Annotated in this window: 12 protein-coding genes and 1 pseudogene; 10 read left to right on the top strand and 3 right to left on the bottom strand. The window is 71.4% G+C overall.

Translation table 11 applies throughout. The features are described 5' to 3' along the window. Positions 1 to 301 precede the first annotated feature (301 nt). Positions 302 to 964, bottom strand: coding sequence for a Tat pathway signal sequence domain protein (locus ACFY6U_RS34635; RefSeq protein WP_390044589.1), 663 nt, complete (start codon positions 962 to 964; stop codon positions 302 to 304). Between the two features lie 309 nt (positions 965 to 1,273). On the opposite strand from ACFY6U_RS34635, the gene ACFY6U_RS34630 reads away from it, so the two are divergent. Beyond that, a complete protein-coding gene (locus ACFY6U_RS34630; protein ID WP_390044587.1) occupies positions 1,274 to 2,017 on the top strand; it encodes a TetR/AcrR family transcriptional regulator in 744 nt (247 codons plus the stop codon). A gap of 75 nt (positions 2,018 to 2,092) precedes the next feature. On the opposite strand, the gene ACFY6U_RS34625 is transcribed toward ACFY6U_RS34630, so the two are convergent. Beyond that, positions 2,093 to 3,277 carry an acyl-CoA dehydrogenase family protein gene (locus ACFY6U_RS34625; RefSeq protein ID WP_390044585.1) on the bottom strand — a complete coding sequence of 395 codons (1,185 nt, stop codon included), beginning with the start codon at positions 3,275 to 3,277 and terminating at the stop codon, positions 2,093 to 2,095. 293 nt (positions 3,278 to 3,570) lie between these two features. On the opposite strand from ACFY6U_RS34625, the gene ACFY6U_RS34620 reads away from it, so the two are divergent. The 9 genes and pseudogenes from ACFY6U_RS34620 (at position 3,571) to ACFY6U_RS34580 (ending at position 13,631) form a co-directional block, all read left to right on the top strand. Then, entirely contained in the window at positions 3,571 to 5,154 is a 1,584-nt protein-coding gene (locus tag ACFY6U_RS34620) for an ABC transporter substrate-binding protein (RefSeq protein ID WP_390044583.1), read from the top strand. Between the two features lie 2 nt (positions 5,155 to 5,156). Then, positions 5,157 to 6,113 (top strand): ABC transporter permease, encoded by a 957-nt coding sequence (locus tag ACFY6U_RS34615; RefSeq protein WP_390044581.1) that lies wholly within the window; start codon positions 5,157 to 5,159, stop codon positions 6,111 to 6,113. After that, complete coding sequence (locus ACFY6U_RS34610; protein WP_390044579.1) at positions 6,110 to 7,009, top strand: ABC transporter permease; 900 nt, start codon at positions 6,110 to 6,112, stop codon at positions 7,007 to 7,009. Before ACFY6U_RS34615 ends, ACFY6U_RS34610 begins: the two co-directional genes overlap by 4 nt. After that, on the top strand, positions 7,009 to 8,736 hold the full coding sequence (locus tag ACFY6U_RS34605; protein WP_390044577.1) for a dipeptide ABC transporter ATP-binding protein: 1,728 nt from the start codon (positions 7,009 to 7,011) through the stop codon (positions 8,734 to 8,736). The genes ACFY6U_RS34610 and ACFY6U_RS34605 overlap by 1 nt, the downstream gene beginning before the upstream one ends. Beyond that, entirely contained in the window at positions 8,733 to 10,742 is a 2,010-nt protein-coding gene (locus ACFY6U_RS34600; protein ID WP_390044575.1) for a CocE/NonD family hydrolase, read from the top strand. The genes ACFY6U_RS34605 and ACFY6U_RS34600 overlap by 4 nt, the downstream gene beginning before the upstream one ends. Then, positions 10,739 to 11,407, top strand: coding sequence for a TetR/AcrR family transcriptional regulator (locus ACFY6U_RS34595; RefSeq protein ID WP_390044573.1), 669 nt, complete (start codon positions 10,739 to 10,741; stop codon positions 11,405 to 11,407). Before ACFY6U_RS34600 ends, ACFY6U_RS34595 begins: the two co-directional genes overlap by 4 nt. Positions 11,408 to 11,516: 109 nt before the next feature. After that, on the top strand, positions 11,517 to 12,203 hold the full coding sequence (locus ACFY6U_RS34590) for a phospholipid scramblase-related protein (protein ID WP_351493697.1): 687 nt from the start codon (positions 11,517 to 11,519) through the stop codon (positions 12,201 to 12,203). A gap of 127 nt (positions 12,204 to 12,330) precedes the next feature. Next, positions 12,331 to 12,438, top strand: a pseudogene (locus tag ACFY6U_RS34585) (hypothetical protein); the annotation flags it as partial. A 332-nt stretch (positions 12,439 to 12,770) separates the two neighbouring features. Beyond that, positions 12,771 to 13,631 (top strand): endo alpha-1,4 polygalactosaminidase, encoded by an 861-nt coding sequence (locus ACFY6U_RS34580; protein ID WP_390044571.1) that lies wholly within the window; start codon positions 12,771 to 12,773, stop codon positions 13,629 to 13,631. An 88-nt stretch (positions 13,632 to 13,719) separates the two neighbouring features. Here the strand turns inward: ACFY6U_RS34580 and ACFY6U_RS34575 are convergent, their stop codons facing one another. Continuing rightward, complete coding sequence (locus ACFY6U_RS34575) at positions 13,720 to 14,076, bottom strand: hypothetical protein (protein WP_390044569.1); 357 nt, start codon at positions 14,074 to 14,076, stop codon at positions 13,720 to 13,722. Between the last annotated feature and the right edge of the window lie 341 nt (positions 14,077 to 14,417).

The following is a 14,417-nucleotide window of genomic DNA, read 5'->3' as shown; positions in this document are numbered from 1 at the left end:
CCGGTACGGCGGGTCCTGGAGGAGGACCGTCCACCGTACGGACCGCAACCTCGGGTGATCACGGAGGCGGCGACTCGACATGGCCGCCGCCCGCCTCGACCGCCATCCTTGCGTCCTTCGTATTCTCCGCGTGCCTCGTGGTCTCCGCCAACGCGGGCCCCTTTCTCTCCGAGGCGTCCCCTCGCCTCGCGCAGTCGAACGGGGATGGGCGAGGTCCGCATGCCAGAGGTCCGGCCGGCCGTCACGGGGGCGGCGGGCCGGACCTCTGGGCCGGGTGTCAGTCCACTCTGCCGGCCGGCGGTCAGTTGGTGTAAACGGCCGGGGAGCCGCTGACGCTGCTGTCGACGACCGGCGCGTAGGCGGCCGTGAAGTATCCGCTTGCCGCGCACAGGGACGATCCGGACGCCTTGGTGAAGGCCTGGTTGGTGAAGGTCAGGCTGTTGCCGGTGTTGGAGCTCACCGCGGAAAGACCGGACGCCCGGTAGACACAGTTGACGGTGCCCAGCAGGGTGGAGAGGACCACCGTGGTCTGGATGGTGCTGCCCGAGGCCGGGGTCACTGTCACGGCGCCGCCCGAGGCGGCTGACGTGGTGTAGGGCAGGTTGTTGACGGTGACGCTCTGCACGCCGGTGACGCCGAGGACGTTGCTGGTGCAGCCGCTGAAGGTCTGGGAGGTCGCGGACTCGGTCGCGGTGCCCGGGGCGGCGGGGTTCGACGTCACCGTGGCGGACAGCGACGAGCCGGTGCAGGTGATGCCGCTGGAGCCGCCGCTGGCCGTGGCGAGGGTGGCCTTGGTGCCGCTCGCCAGTGACGCGGTGAGTACGTCGCCCACGGAGACCGCGCTGCCGCCGGCGCTGCCGTAGGTGAGAACGGAGCCGGCCGCCGATACCGAGGCGGCCGGAAGGAGGGTCAGGGCGGACAGAGCGGCGGTGACGGCTAAGGCGGAGACACCGATTCTGCGCATGCGGGAGTCCTCTTTCGGGCGTGCGGGTGGTATGAGGAAGGGGCGCCCGTCCCGGACATGGAGAAGGACGGACGGCCCGGGCATGGCGGTCCTGGGTGGCGGACTGCCGGACCGGTGCGCGTTGCTGATGGCTGACCCGGTGTCAGGGACGCCGGGGCACTTGTTGGCGCCTTGCGGGTGCGTGACACTGACGGCTCCAGCAGGTCGTCCACCGCAGGTCCGCGTGAGAAGAAAACCTGTGAAGGTTGTAAACCTGACGAGTATTCAACGTCAAGGCATGACACGTGACGTCGTGAGAAGGGGCCTGGAATGGCAGCAGGTTCGCCGGTGCCGCCTCCGCTGGTGTTGCCCGGTACCCGCAAGGGGCGCGACCCGGAGCGCTCGCTGCGGCGGGGTCCGCGCCGCACCTCGCCGGAGGCCGTCGCCGCCAACCAACGGGACCGGCTGCTCGACGGGTTCGTCCGCACCGTCGCCCAGGTCGGCTACGCCGGCACCCGGGTCAGCGACATCTGCCAGGCCGCCGGCGTGACCAGGCCGGTCTTCTACGAGCTCTTCAAGGGGAAGGAGGACGCCTTCCTCGCCGCGCACCACCACGGCACCTCCCTGGTTTTCGCCGCGATGGAGGAAGCCCGTGCCCAGGCCCGCGACTGGCCGGGGCAGGTGCGCGCCGGCCTCGGCGCACTGCTGGTGATCCTCGCCGAGGCACCCGCGTTCGCGGCGATGGCGATCGTCGAGATCGACGCGGTGGGCCCCGCCGGACGAGAGGCCCGCGAACACCTGCTGACCCGCTTCCGGGACTACTTCACCGACCTGCCCGACCTGGAACTCCCCATTCCGGAGGAGGAGTTGGTCGACACGGTGGTCGGTGGTGTGTACTCCGCGATCTACCGCCGCATAGCCACCGGCCGGACCGCCGAACTGCCCGCACTGCTGCCGGGCCTGGCCTTCTCCGTACTCGCCCCGTTCCTGGGCCCGGAACGTGCCGCCGCCTGCCTGGCCGCCCCGCCCCCTGCCACGGGCCCCCTACCGACCTGCCTGAACCCGGAGCCCTGAGCCGAACACACCCGCGGTGACCGAGCCGCCGAGCGGTACCCGGCCGGCACCGCTGGGCGCCGGAGGAACCCAGCACTAGAGGAACGGCGTCCCGGCGTCGAGCCCTGACAGCACCCTGCCGTACAACTCCAGGTTGGCGGCGGGATTGACGAACGAATGCAGGTTCAGGGCGTTGAGGTCCCGCACGATCCGCTGGATCGGCACCTCCCGGTGCAGGGACGAGGCACCCGAAGCGGACCCGACCAGGTCCGCGGCCTCCTTGCACAACCGCGCCAGATACCCGCACTGAGCCCTGATCCGGGACCGCTCCAAGGTCGTGTAGGGCTCTCCGCCGGCCACCCGGGATTCGATCAGCCCCACGAAGTCGGCGGCGAGCAGTTCCGCGGAGGAGACCTTCATCGCGGCCTCGGCGAACTGGAGATGCGTCACCGGGGCCTCGTGCTGGCGCTCGTAGAAGGTGTACGGGATCCCGCGCTGATGGATGCGCTCGCTGAATTCCGTCAGAGCCGCCCGTGCCAGACCGAGGGCGTTCGCGGCCGTCCAGGCGCAGAACAGCAGCAGCACCGGCATGTGGTAGAAGGGGTCGGTGCCGGCGCGCTGCGACGGGAACGAGCCCGCCAGCAACGGCCCGACCGCCAGTACGCGATGGGCGGGTACGTGCACCTCCTGCGCGACGACGGTGTTGCTGCCGCTCCCGGCCAGGCCGGAGACGTTCCAGTCGTCCAGGACCTTGAGATCGGTCATGGGGATCGCCAGCCACAGCATCTCCGGCGGCCCCTGTCCGGTGTCGGCCGACGCGGTCAGCAGATGCCAGTCGGCATCCTGACAGCCGGTTGCGAAGGGGGACTTCCCGCTCACCACGTAACCACCGTCCGCCGCAACGGCCTTCGAGCCAGGGATGAGCGTGCCACCCACCCGTACATCGGGATGGGTGAAGATCTCGTCCTGTGCCTTGTCGGGGAACAGGGCCGCGATGAACGCGCACCCGGCCTGGATCAACGCCATGAACCCGGCCGACCCGCACGCGGTGGAGACCTCGCTCAGCGCGTCGACCTGCGTCCGCAGCGAGCTCTGGTAACCCCCATGGCGGCGGGGGACGTTCATACGGTGGATCCCGGCGCCCGCGAGAGCCTCGACGACCTCCTCGGCGACTCGCCCTTGCCGCTCCGCACGCAGGGCGTGCGAGCGGATGAGGGGTTGGAGTGCGCGTACGCGTTCGACGAGATCGATGTCCGAGCGAGGTGCAGACGAACCGGCCAAGTGACGACCTCCGCTCTCGGGGCCCAACAGGAACCCTCACCGTCGCGCCGATCCCGTCCACTGTCAACGCACCCTCAGGGCAAGGTAGTTGATCCACCGGCCCGGGAGTGCGGGGCGGAGCCGGTGCCGGTCCGGCGTACCGGCACCCGATTCGGCGGGGCGGGCGTTACCGGTGCGTGTCCCGAGGTTAATTTCTGCGTCCGACGGGTTGGCGGGGAGTCGTCCGCTGGTTATCGTTCACGGACTTCACTCAATCGTTCCACTGAACGAATAGCGAGAGAGACGGTCGGTCCATGCCCGACACCCACCTCCCGGGGCGCCGCTCGATGCTCGCCGCGGGCGCGGCCGCCGCGGCCTCGCTCGGCGCGTCCTGGCTGCTCACCGGCTGTACGGGGGCAGCCGCCGCCCCCGACCTGACGGCTGCCGCCCCGACGGGCGCCCCCGACCCCGGCGGCACCCTGCGCATCGCCCGGCCCCCGGCCTCCGACGCCGAGACCCTCGATCCGGCGAGCTCCCTGTCGGCCTACGAATACCTCGGCGCCCTCTACAACCGGCTGGTCCGCGTCGGCGCAGACGGCGAACTCGCCCCCGACCTGGCCGAGTCCTGGGAGTCCGACACCAGGGCCCGCACCTGGACCTTCCGGCTGCGCAAGGGCGTCACCTTCCACGACGGCCGCGCCTTCACCTCCGTCGACGCCGCGTACACGCTCCGCCACATCCTCGACAAGACGACCGCCTCACCCCAGGCCGCCGTCCTTGCCCCGCTCGTCGACCCGAACACCCTGCGCACGCCCGACGCCCACACCCTCGTCGTCCCGCTGAAGACCCCGAACGCCGAGTTCCCGAGCCTGCTGACGCACTACAACTGCTACGTCGTCCCGGACGGGAGCGCGAAGGGCATCGGCCGCACCGGCATCGGCACCGGCCCCTTCACGCTGGAGTCCTTCGCCCCGGCGGGCCCCGGCCGGGTCATCGCGAACAAGGACCACTGGGCCGGCCGCCCGGTCCTCGACGCCATCGCCTTCTACTCGGTCGCCGACATGTCCGCCCGCGCCAACGCCCTCCTCGCCGGCCAGGTGGACCTGCTCTCCCAGACCAACCTCGACTTCGCCACCGCCCGCGTCGTCGCCGCCTCCGAACGAGCCACCGTCGCCCGGGTGAAGGACGCGCAGTGGTACGTGCTGCCGATGCTCACCACCGAGAAGCCCTTCACCGACGTCCGCGTCCGCCAGGCGATGAAACTCGCCTACGACCCCGAGCACGTCGTGAAGGCGGCGCTCCAGGGCGCGGGCACCGCCGGCTGGGACAACCCCGTACCGCCGAGCGACCCCGCCCACCTCGCCGCCCACCCCGCGCACGACCCCGAGCAGGCCCGCCACCTCCTCAAGAAGGCCGGATACGAGGGCCTGGCCGTCGACCTCTACACCTCCTCCTACGACCCGCTGTTCACGCCGATGGCCCTCGCCTACCAGGAATCCGCCAAGCGGGCCGGCATCCGCATCCGGGTGAAGACGGCCGCCGCGGACTCGTACTACACGCAGATCTGGATGAAGAAGCCGCTGATGGCCACCTACTGGTTCACCGGCCGGCCCGTCGACCAGCTCTTCACCCAGATCTTCCGCAGCGGCTCCTCCTACAACGAGACCGCCTGGTCCGACAAGGAGTTCGACGCCGTCCTGGACCGGGCCCGCGCCGAGACCGACGACACGAAGCGCCGTGAACTGTACGGCGAGGCACAGACACTGGTGATCGAACGGGGCGGGGCGATGACCCCGATGTTCGCCGACCGGCTCGTCGGCATCTCCCGCAAGGTCCGCGGCTACGCCGAGCACGGCTTCGAGTTCGACTACCTCAACATCGGTGTGAAGGGGGCCTGAGCATGCTGTCGTTCACCCTGCGCCGGCTGGCCTCGGCCGTCGGCACCCTGTTCCTCTCCTCCGTCCTCGTCTTCCTCGCCGTCCAGGCCCTCCCCGGTGACGTCGCCACCCAGATCCTCGGCAAGGACGCCACCCCCGACGCAGTGGCAGCCCTGCGCGACCAGCTCGGTCTCGACCGGCCCGCCTGGGAACGCTACGTCGACTGGATCAAGGGCGCCCTGCACGGTGACCTCGGCACCTCCCTCGTCTCCGGCAAGGGCGTCGGCGGCGAAGTCGCCCAGTACCTCGGCAACTCGGCGCTCATAGCCGTCGTCACCGTCCTGTTCGCGGTGACCGGGTCCCTCGTCCTCGGTGTCCTCGCCGGCCTCTACCGCGACCGCTGGCCCGACCACCTCATCTCCACCGTCAGCCTCGTCGGCATGAGCGTCCCCGAGTTCGTGGTCGCCACCGTCCTGGTGCTGTGCTTCTCCGTCGCACTGCCCTGGTTCCCCGCGGTCGTCCTGTACGGCCCCGAGGCGAGCGTAGGCCAACTCCTGCCCGCCACATGGCTGCCCGCGCTCGCGCTGGCCGTGGTCATGGCCGCCTACATCGTGCGCATGGCCCGTACCTCCGTCATCGACGTGATGGCCGGCGAGTTCGTCACCACCGCCCGCCTCAAGGGCCTGTCCACCCGGCGGATCGTCACCCGGCACGCCCTGCCCAGTGCCCTGCTGCCGACCCTGCACGTGATCGCCCTCAACGTCGCCTGGCTCGCGGGCGGGGTCGCGGTCGTCGAGAACGTCTTCAACTACCCCGGCATCGGAAAGCTGATGCTCTCCTCCGTACAGAACCGCGACCTGCCCGTCATCCAGGCCATCGCCCTCGTCAGCGCCGTGATCTACGTCGTCTGCAACCTCGCCGCCGACCTCGGCGCCATGGCCCTCAACCCCAGGCTCCGCACCCGAGGGAGGACCCGGTGACCGCACTCGACACCACCCCGGCGACCACGGCCGCCACTCCGGCGGGCCCGCACGCCGTCACCCGCGCCTGGCGCGCCCTGCGCTCCTCCCGCACCGCCCTCGCGGGCCTGGCCGTCGTTGCCGTCCACATCCTCGTCGCACTGCTCGCACCGCTGCTCACCTCCTACGACCCGATCGCGGGCGACGCCTCGCACGCCCTGCTCGGCCCGAGTCCGCAGCACTGGACCGGCACCGACCAGTACGGTCGCGACATCCTCGCCCGGGTCCTGTACGGCGGCCGGTACGCGCTCGGCGTGTCCGTCGCCGCCACCCTGGTCACCGTCGCCCTCGGCACGGTCGTCGGCTGCGCCGCCGCCCTGCGCGGCGGCTGGTTCGACGACCTGCTCGGCCGGGTGCTGGACGCGATCCTGTCCGTACCGTCGATCCTGGCCCTGCTGGTCGTCGTGACCGCCCTCGGTACCGGGCCCGCGGTGATCGTCCTCGCCATCGCCGTCGTCTACGTCCCCCAGGTCGTCCGCGTGGTGCGCGGCGCCGCCCTCGCGATCGTGCCCATGGACTACGTCACCGCCGCCCGCGCCCGTGGCGAGAGCACCTGGGCGATCCTGCGCCGCGAGGTGCTGCCGAACATCACCGACGTGGTCTGCGTCGAGTTCGCGATGCGCGCCTCCTGGGTGGTGCTGCTGATCTCCTCACTGTCCTTCCTCGGCTTCGGCGCCGACCCGCCCACCCCCGACTGGGGGTTGATGGTCGCCGAGAACCGCACCGCCATCACCGTCGTCCCGATGGCGAGCCTCGCGCCGATCATCGCCCTGGCCACCCTGGTGGTCGGGCTCAACCTCGCGGCCGACGGTCTCGCCAAGGCGTGGGGCGTGGACCGGATCAGGGAGGGTTCCTGATGACCTCTGTCGTTTCCGTCGACTCCCTCTGCGTCGCCTACCGTTCGGCAGGCCGCGAGGTACCGGTCGTGCACGAGGTGTCCCTGGAGGTGGCCCCGGGCCGTACCCTCGCCCTCGTCGGCGAGTCCGGCAGCGGCAAGTCCACCGTCGCCGCCACCCTGCTGGGCCATCTGCGGCACGGCTCCCGTGTCACCGGCGGCAGCGTCCACGTCGACGGGCGGGACGTGTTCGCGCTGTCCGCACGGGAGTTGCGGCAGCTGCGCGGCGGGACCGTCGCCATGGTCGGCCAGAACGCCGGTCAGGCGCTGACCCCGACCATGCGCATCGGTCGGCAGATCGAAGAGGCGGGCGGGAAGGTGCCGGTCGTCGACCTGCTCGACCAGGTCCGCCTGCCCCGCCCCGCCGAACTCGCCCGCCGCTACCCGCACGAACTCTCCGGGGGCCAGCAGCAGCGCGTCGCCATCGCCATGGCCATCGCCGCCCGTCCCAAGGTCCTCGTCCTCGACGAACCCACCACCGGCCTCGACGTCATCACCCAGCGCAGCGTCCTCGACCTGATCGCCGCCCTGCGCGACGAACTCGGCCTGGCCGCCGTCCTGGTGAGCCACGACCTCGGCGTCGTCGCGCACATGGCCGACGAGGTGTGCGTCCTGAGCACGGGCCGGGTGGTGGAGTCGGCGGACACCCGCCGACTGTTCGCCGCACCCCAGGACCCGTACACCAAGCGGCTGTTGGCGAGCGTGCCGCGCCTGGACGACGCCGGACTCGCGGTCGTGGACGAGGCGGGGGAGCGGACGGTCCGCGCCAAGGCCGCCGTCCCCGACGACGCGCCGGTAGCCGTCGCCGCGAACGACGTGACCATCGACTACGGCAGCACCCGCGCCGTGCACGGCGTGTCCTTCGACGTCCGCCGGGGCGAAGTCCTCGCCCTCGTCGGCGAGTCGGGCAGCGGGAAGTCCACACTGGCCTGGACCCTGGCGGGGCTGCGCACCCCGTCCGGCGGCACCATGACCCACGAGGCCGGGGACCTGGCCCGCCCCGCCCCGAAGCGCCCGCTCTCACTGCGGCGCCGGGTCCAACTGGTCTTCCAGAACGCCGACACCTCCCTCAACCCCCGCCGCTCCGTCGGCGACGCGGTCCGCCGTCCGCTCCGGTTCTTCGGCACCGCGACCGGCCGCACCGAGGCCGCCGAACAGGCCCGCCGGCTCATCGCCGACGTACGCCTGGACCCGGCCCTCGCCGACCGGCTGCCCGCCCAGCTCTCCGGTGGGCAGCGCCAACGCATCGGCATCGCCCGTGCGTTGGCCGGGGAACCGGACGTCCTGATCGCGGACGAGATCACCACCGCCCTGGACGTCTCCGTCCAGGCCGAGGTGCTGCGCCTCCTGGACGACCTGCGCCGGGAACGCGACCTGGCCTGCCTGTTCATCAGCCATGACCTCGCCGTGGTGCGTGGTATCGCGGACCGGGTCGTCGTACTGCGGCACGGAGTCGTGGTCGAGGAAGGCCCCACCGAAGCCGTCTTCGGCGCGCCCGGCCACCCCTACACCCGGCGGCTGATGGCGGCCGCCCTGGAACCCGGCCCCGACGCACCGTCCCGCACCGACGACGCCCTCGACCGGGCGGACGTGACCGACGCGGACGCCGGCTGGACCGACCTCGGAGACGGTCACCGCGTCCGCCGTTGGGCGCCCCTCAACACCCCCGTGGCCGAAGGAGTTTCGTGAAGTACCGCGAACAGTTCGAGCGCCAGGTCGTCCGCGAGGACGTCTGGATCCCCACCCGGGACGGCACCACCCGGCTGCATGCGCGGATCTGGCGGCCCGTGGACGCCGAGGCCGACCCCGTGCCCGCGCTGCTCGAATACCTCCCCTACCGCAAGACCGACTGGACCGCGCCCCGCGACGCCCAGCGCCACCCCTGGTACGCCGGACACGGCTACGCCTCCGTCCGCGTCGACATCCGCGGCCACGGCGACAGCGAGGGCACCCCCGGCGACGAGTACGACGCCCAGGAACTCGCCGACGGCGTAGACGTCGTCAACTGGCTCGCCGCTCAGCCCTGGTGCACCGGCAAGGTCGGCATGTTCGGGATCTCCTGGGGCGGCTTCAACTCCCTCCAGATCGCCGCCCTCGCGCCCGAACCGCTCAAGGCGGTCGTCACCGTCTGCTCCACCGACGACCGCTACGACAACGACGTCCACTACACCGGCGGCGCCGTCCTCGGCATCGACATGCTCGCCTGGGCCGGCACCATGCTGGCCTTCGCCTCCCGCCCGCCGGACCCGGCAATCGTCGGCGCCGACCGCTGGCTGCCCATGTGGCGCGAGCGCCTCGACGCCCTCCAACCCCTCCTGCACACCTGGCTCGACCACCAGGAGCGGGACGGCTACTGGAGACACGGCAGCGTCTGCGAGGACTACACGGCCATCGACGCCGCCGTCCTCGCGGTCGGCGGCTGGCACGACCCGTACCGCGACACGGTGTTCCGCCTCGTCGAGCACCTCCCGGCCGACCGGGTGCGCGGGCTGCTCGGCCCCTGGTCCCATCAGTACCCCGACCGAGGACTGCCACCCGGCCCCGCGATCGGCTTCCTCCAGGAGACCCTGCGCTGGTGGGACCAGCACCTCAAGGACACCGACACGGGTGTCATGCGGGAACCGCTCCTGCGCGCCTGGATCAACGACCCCGTCCCGCCCGCCACTTCGTACGACGTGATGCCCGGCCGCTGGGTGGGGGCCGACAACTGGCCGTCCCCGAGGGTGACCTGGAGCGAACGTGCCCTGGCACCCGGCACCCGCGCCCCGGTCCTCGTCCGCTCCCCGCTCCACACCGGAGTGGACGCCGGCCGGTTCTTCCCCTTCGGCAACGCCGGCGACCTGCCGCCCGACCAGCGCGAGGAGGACGGCCGCTCGGTCTGCTTCGACTCCGAGCCCCTCGCCGAACGCGTCGAGATCCTCGGCAGACCCCGCGTCCGGCTCCGCCTGGACAGCGCCACCGCACGGGCCCACGTGATCGTCCGGCTCTGCGACGTCGCATCCGACGGCTCCTCGACACTCGTCACCCGCGGAGTGCTCAACCTGCTCAGCAGGCACGGCCGGGACAGGGCGGTGGAATGGACCCCGGGGACGTACGAGGACGTCGAGGTCGAACTCACCGGAAACGGCTACGCCTTCCCGCCCGGACACCGCATCCGGGTCGCCGTCTCCGACGCCTACTGGCCATGGGTGTGGCCGCACGGCGAGCGCGGCGAACTGCGGGTCGTACCCGCCGACAGCGCCGTGCTGCTGCCGGTGCGGGCGGCCGGGGCGGAACCGCCGATCGCCTTCGAGGAGCCGGAGCAGTCCCCGCCGCTGCCGGTCACGTACGACGAGCCCGCCGAGGCCCGGCCCGAGCGGCTGGTCACGCACGACGTGGTGGCGGGGGAGTGGACCCTGGAGGTCGACCCCAACTACGGGGGATCACGGACGTACCCGGACGGGCTCCGCTACGAGGAGAGCGCACGCGAGACGTACCGGATCCGCGCCGACGACCCGCTGTCCGCGAGCGCCGTGTCACAGTGGCGGATCCGGCTGCGGCGCGGCGACGACTACGACGCTGAGATCATGGCGCGTACGGAGCTGCGCGCCACGGCCGCGGACTTCGTCATGGACAGCCGTATCGAGGCACGGGCGAACGGAGAGACAGTGGTCAAGCGGTCCTGGCACCACACCAGCGCGCGGACGTCGGGATGACCGCCGCCAAGCCGCAGCGCTCCGCGAAGGCCCCGCGCCGGGCCGTCGCCGCCGCCGAGCGCACCCGCCAGCCCACCGAGGTGCGCCGGCGGCTGATCGTCGAGGCGGCCGTCCCGCTGATCGCGGAGCGCGGCTACGCCTCGGTGGGCGTCCGGGACGTGGCCGCCGCGGCCGGCGTGTCGGTCGGCACGGTGACCTATCACTTCGGCAGCGTGCAGGAGATCCTGTCCGAGGCGATGGTGCTGCACATCGAGCGCTACTACCAGGAGCTCAGCGAGGCCGCCGAGCAGGCCGGCAGTGGCGCCGAGGCGCTGCGGCTGCTCGTGGACGCCCTCTTCACCGAGGACACCGACCGGCACTGGCGGATGTGGTTCGACTACTGGCACGCGGGCGAACCGGCCACCGACGAGGCGTTCGCGCGCGGCCAGGCCGAGCGTTACGCGGCCTGGCACCGGCAGATCCGCGCGCTCGCCGAACGGGGCGTCGCGGACGGTGCTTTCAGCAGCGGCGACCTCGACGGTTTCACCGTCCGGTTCGCCGCCCTGGCCGACGGCCTCGCCCTCCAGCGGCTCCGCCAGTCGCCCCCGCTCAGCACCCAGGACGCCCGCCGCCACCTGTACCGCCTGGTGGAGACGGAACTCACCGCCCGCGCGGACCCCGACTGACGGGGAGGTGTACGACGCAGGGCGTCGATGCCCCGCGATTCGTCACGGTGTGGCCACGAGACGGCGCGCGGCCGACCGGGACGCGGCCCCCGGGGAGTAACTTGCCGCAGTGACCACACAATCGAACACTCCTGACCCGAAGGTCAGTCGCCAGGTGCGGCAGCAGGCCGGGATCGCCCCGAGCGGGCCCGGCGGCGGCACCCTCTTCACCGAACCTGTTCTGGTCGTGAACCAGAAGGCCAAACTCATAGAGCTGACCAACGAGTACAAGGTCATGGACCAGCACGGCAACCAGCTCGGGTCCGTGGCCGAGGTCGGGCAGAGCGCGCTGCGCAAGGTCGTACGCTTCATCAGCGACTGGGACCAGTACTTCACCCACAGGCTGGAGATCCGGGACGCCCAGGGGCAGCCGGTGCTGCACCTGACCCGTCCCGCGAAGATATTCAAGTCGCGGGTGATCGTTGCCCGTCCAGACGGAGAACTGGTGGGCGAGTTGGTCCAGCAGAACGTCTTCGGAAAGATCAACTTCGCCATCAACGCCGGTGGGACCCAGATCGGCGCCATCAAGGGAGAGAACTGGCGCGCCTGGAACTTCGCAGTCGTCGACCAGGCGGGCACCGAGGTCGCCCGCATCACCAAGACCTGGGAGGGCCTCGCCAAGACCATGTTCACCACGGCGGACAACTACGTTCTCCAGATCCACCAGCAACTCCCCGAGCCGTTGCGGAGCCTGGTCGTGGCCACGGCACTGACGGTCGACACGGCTCTGAAGCAGGACGCCCGCGGACTGGGCTGACGACGAGCCGCGTCGGGAGCGGCGCACGGTGCACGCGTCGGGGCAGCGGAGCCTGCCCCGACCGGATCGACACGGCATCACATTGCTCGTCGCCGACGACGGTCACGGCATCGCGCGCGCCCACCGCGCCCGCGTCTTCGAGCGCTTCGTCCGCCTCGACGAGGCGCGCAGCCGCGACGACGGCGGAGCCGGGCTCGGGCCGGCCATCGCACGGGACGTCGTACGCAACCACGGCAGGACCTCACCGTCACCGACGCGCCCGGAGGCGGCGCCGCCTTCCGGGTCACCCTGCCGCGGGCACCGCTCGACGCCGGCGGCGACCGCGGCTGACCGCGCCCCACGCCGCGGCCGGACGTCCCCGGCCCGGCCCGCCCCCGCAGGCGGCACAAGTCGGTTGCGACGACTTGATATCGTCACGGTGTCGGACCGCCCAGCGCCGTCGCGGTCCGCGGAACCATGGCATTCCCAGCCGGTGACACGGACCTTCGACCCGTCAGCCCGGCCCCAGTCGCCAGGACCACGCGCGTCCGAGGCGGGGCATGCTCTCCCGTCCAGAGACAGGCCGTCATGCACAAGTCCCAGGCAGATGTCTCCTGCGCCGCCGTCCCCCTCGCCGTCGCCGTCGTCCTGGCCGCAGCCTCCCTCACCGCCGGCTGCTCCAGCACCACCACCGACACGGGCAGCACCCCGCAAGCCTCGACGGCGAAAGTCTCCACACCGCCCGTCCACGCCGGCGTCGACTACCAGCTCGGCGGCGCCTACACCCCGCCGAAAGGCGTCTCCGTGGTCTCCCGCGACCACACGGCGTCGCCCGCCGCGGGCCTGTACAACATCTGCTACGTCAACGCGTTCCAGGCCCAGCCCGACGCGCAGAAGGAATGGGACGCCGACCTCCTGCTGCGGGACCGCTCCGGGAAGGTCGTCATGGACGAGGACTGGGGCGAGGCGATGCTCGACATCAGCACCCCGGGCAAGCGCGCGCGGATCGCGGAGAAGGTGGACGGCTGGATCGACCAGTGCGCCGACAAGGGATTCGACGCCGTCGAGCCGGACAACTACGACAGCTACACCCGCGCCCCGCACGGACTGCTGACCGCAGCCGACGCCGAGGCGTTCCAGACCCTGCTCGCCCGCCACGCACACTCCCGGCACCTTGCCATCGCCCAGAAGAACACCCTCGAACTCGCCAAGGACCGCAAGCGGGTCGGCCTCGACTTCGCGGTGGTGGAGGAATGCGGGCAGTACGACGAATGCGGATCCTACGTCGGCGCGTTCGGCGACCACGTCATCGTCGTCGAATACACCGAGAAGGGCCTGAGGAAGGCCTGCGCGGGCTGGGGCGACCGGATCAGCGTCGTGCGGCGTGACCTCGACGTCACACCGGCCGGCCACGACGGCTACCTGCGCGAGACCTGCGACCGTTACTGAGGAGGGCCCGTCAGCTGTCGACGATGTCCCGCGACGGCCTCTCCCACGGACCCGGGACTGTACGACAACTACGACAACGTCGGCCGGGTCATCCGCCTGTTCGTCTGGTCGGCGGCTGGATGCAGTCCTCCAGGCGGGCCACGGCGAAGCCCTGCTCATGGATGCGCCGGAGCAGGTTGGCGAACATGTGCGTCATCGTGGTGCCCTTGAGTTCGGACGGCCCGCGGAAGTGGGCCAGGATGATGTCTCCGGGGTGCAGCTTCTTGTCTGCTGACCGGTACCGCACGGTGCGGACCTGCATGGACTCCCGCCACCACACGATCGCGCGGGGTCCGCACTCCCCGACCGCGATCTTGGTGTTGGTGTTGTACGCGCCGTAGGGCGGGCGGAACAGCAGCGGCCCGGTGCGGTACTCCTTGGTGAGGATCTTCTGGTCGCCGCACACCTCTGGACCCTCAGGTCCCGCAGCATCTGGATGAACTCGGGGTCTTTCTCCTGTCCGTCGTCCACGGTGATGAAGACGACCTTCTGCGCGGTCGGTACGCGGGTGAAGAGCGGAACGGTTCCGGTCGCCGAGAGCCGCACCGGCTTGCCGGCCGGGGGCGCGGGGCGGCGGAGTCAGGCCCCACTTGCGCCAGGCCGCCGCGGCGCCGGAGCCCCTTGACGCGGAAGCAGTCGGGGACTTCGGAGAATTCCGGGAGGCACCTGGCCCGATCGATCCCGCCCTGTGCCGCGTCGCGGCCGCCATATCCGATTTCGTCGGCGGACAGTAGTCGCCAGGCTCAC

The organism is Streptomyces sp. NPDC013157 (genome assembly GCF_042899865.1).
In the GTDB taxonomy this organism is placed as follows: Bacteria; Actinomycetota; Actinomycetes; order Streptomycetales; family Streptomycetaceae; genus Streptomyces.
This window is presented reverse-complemented; position numbering and strand designations above follow the sequence as displayed.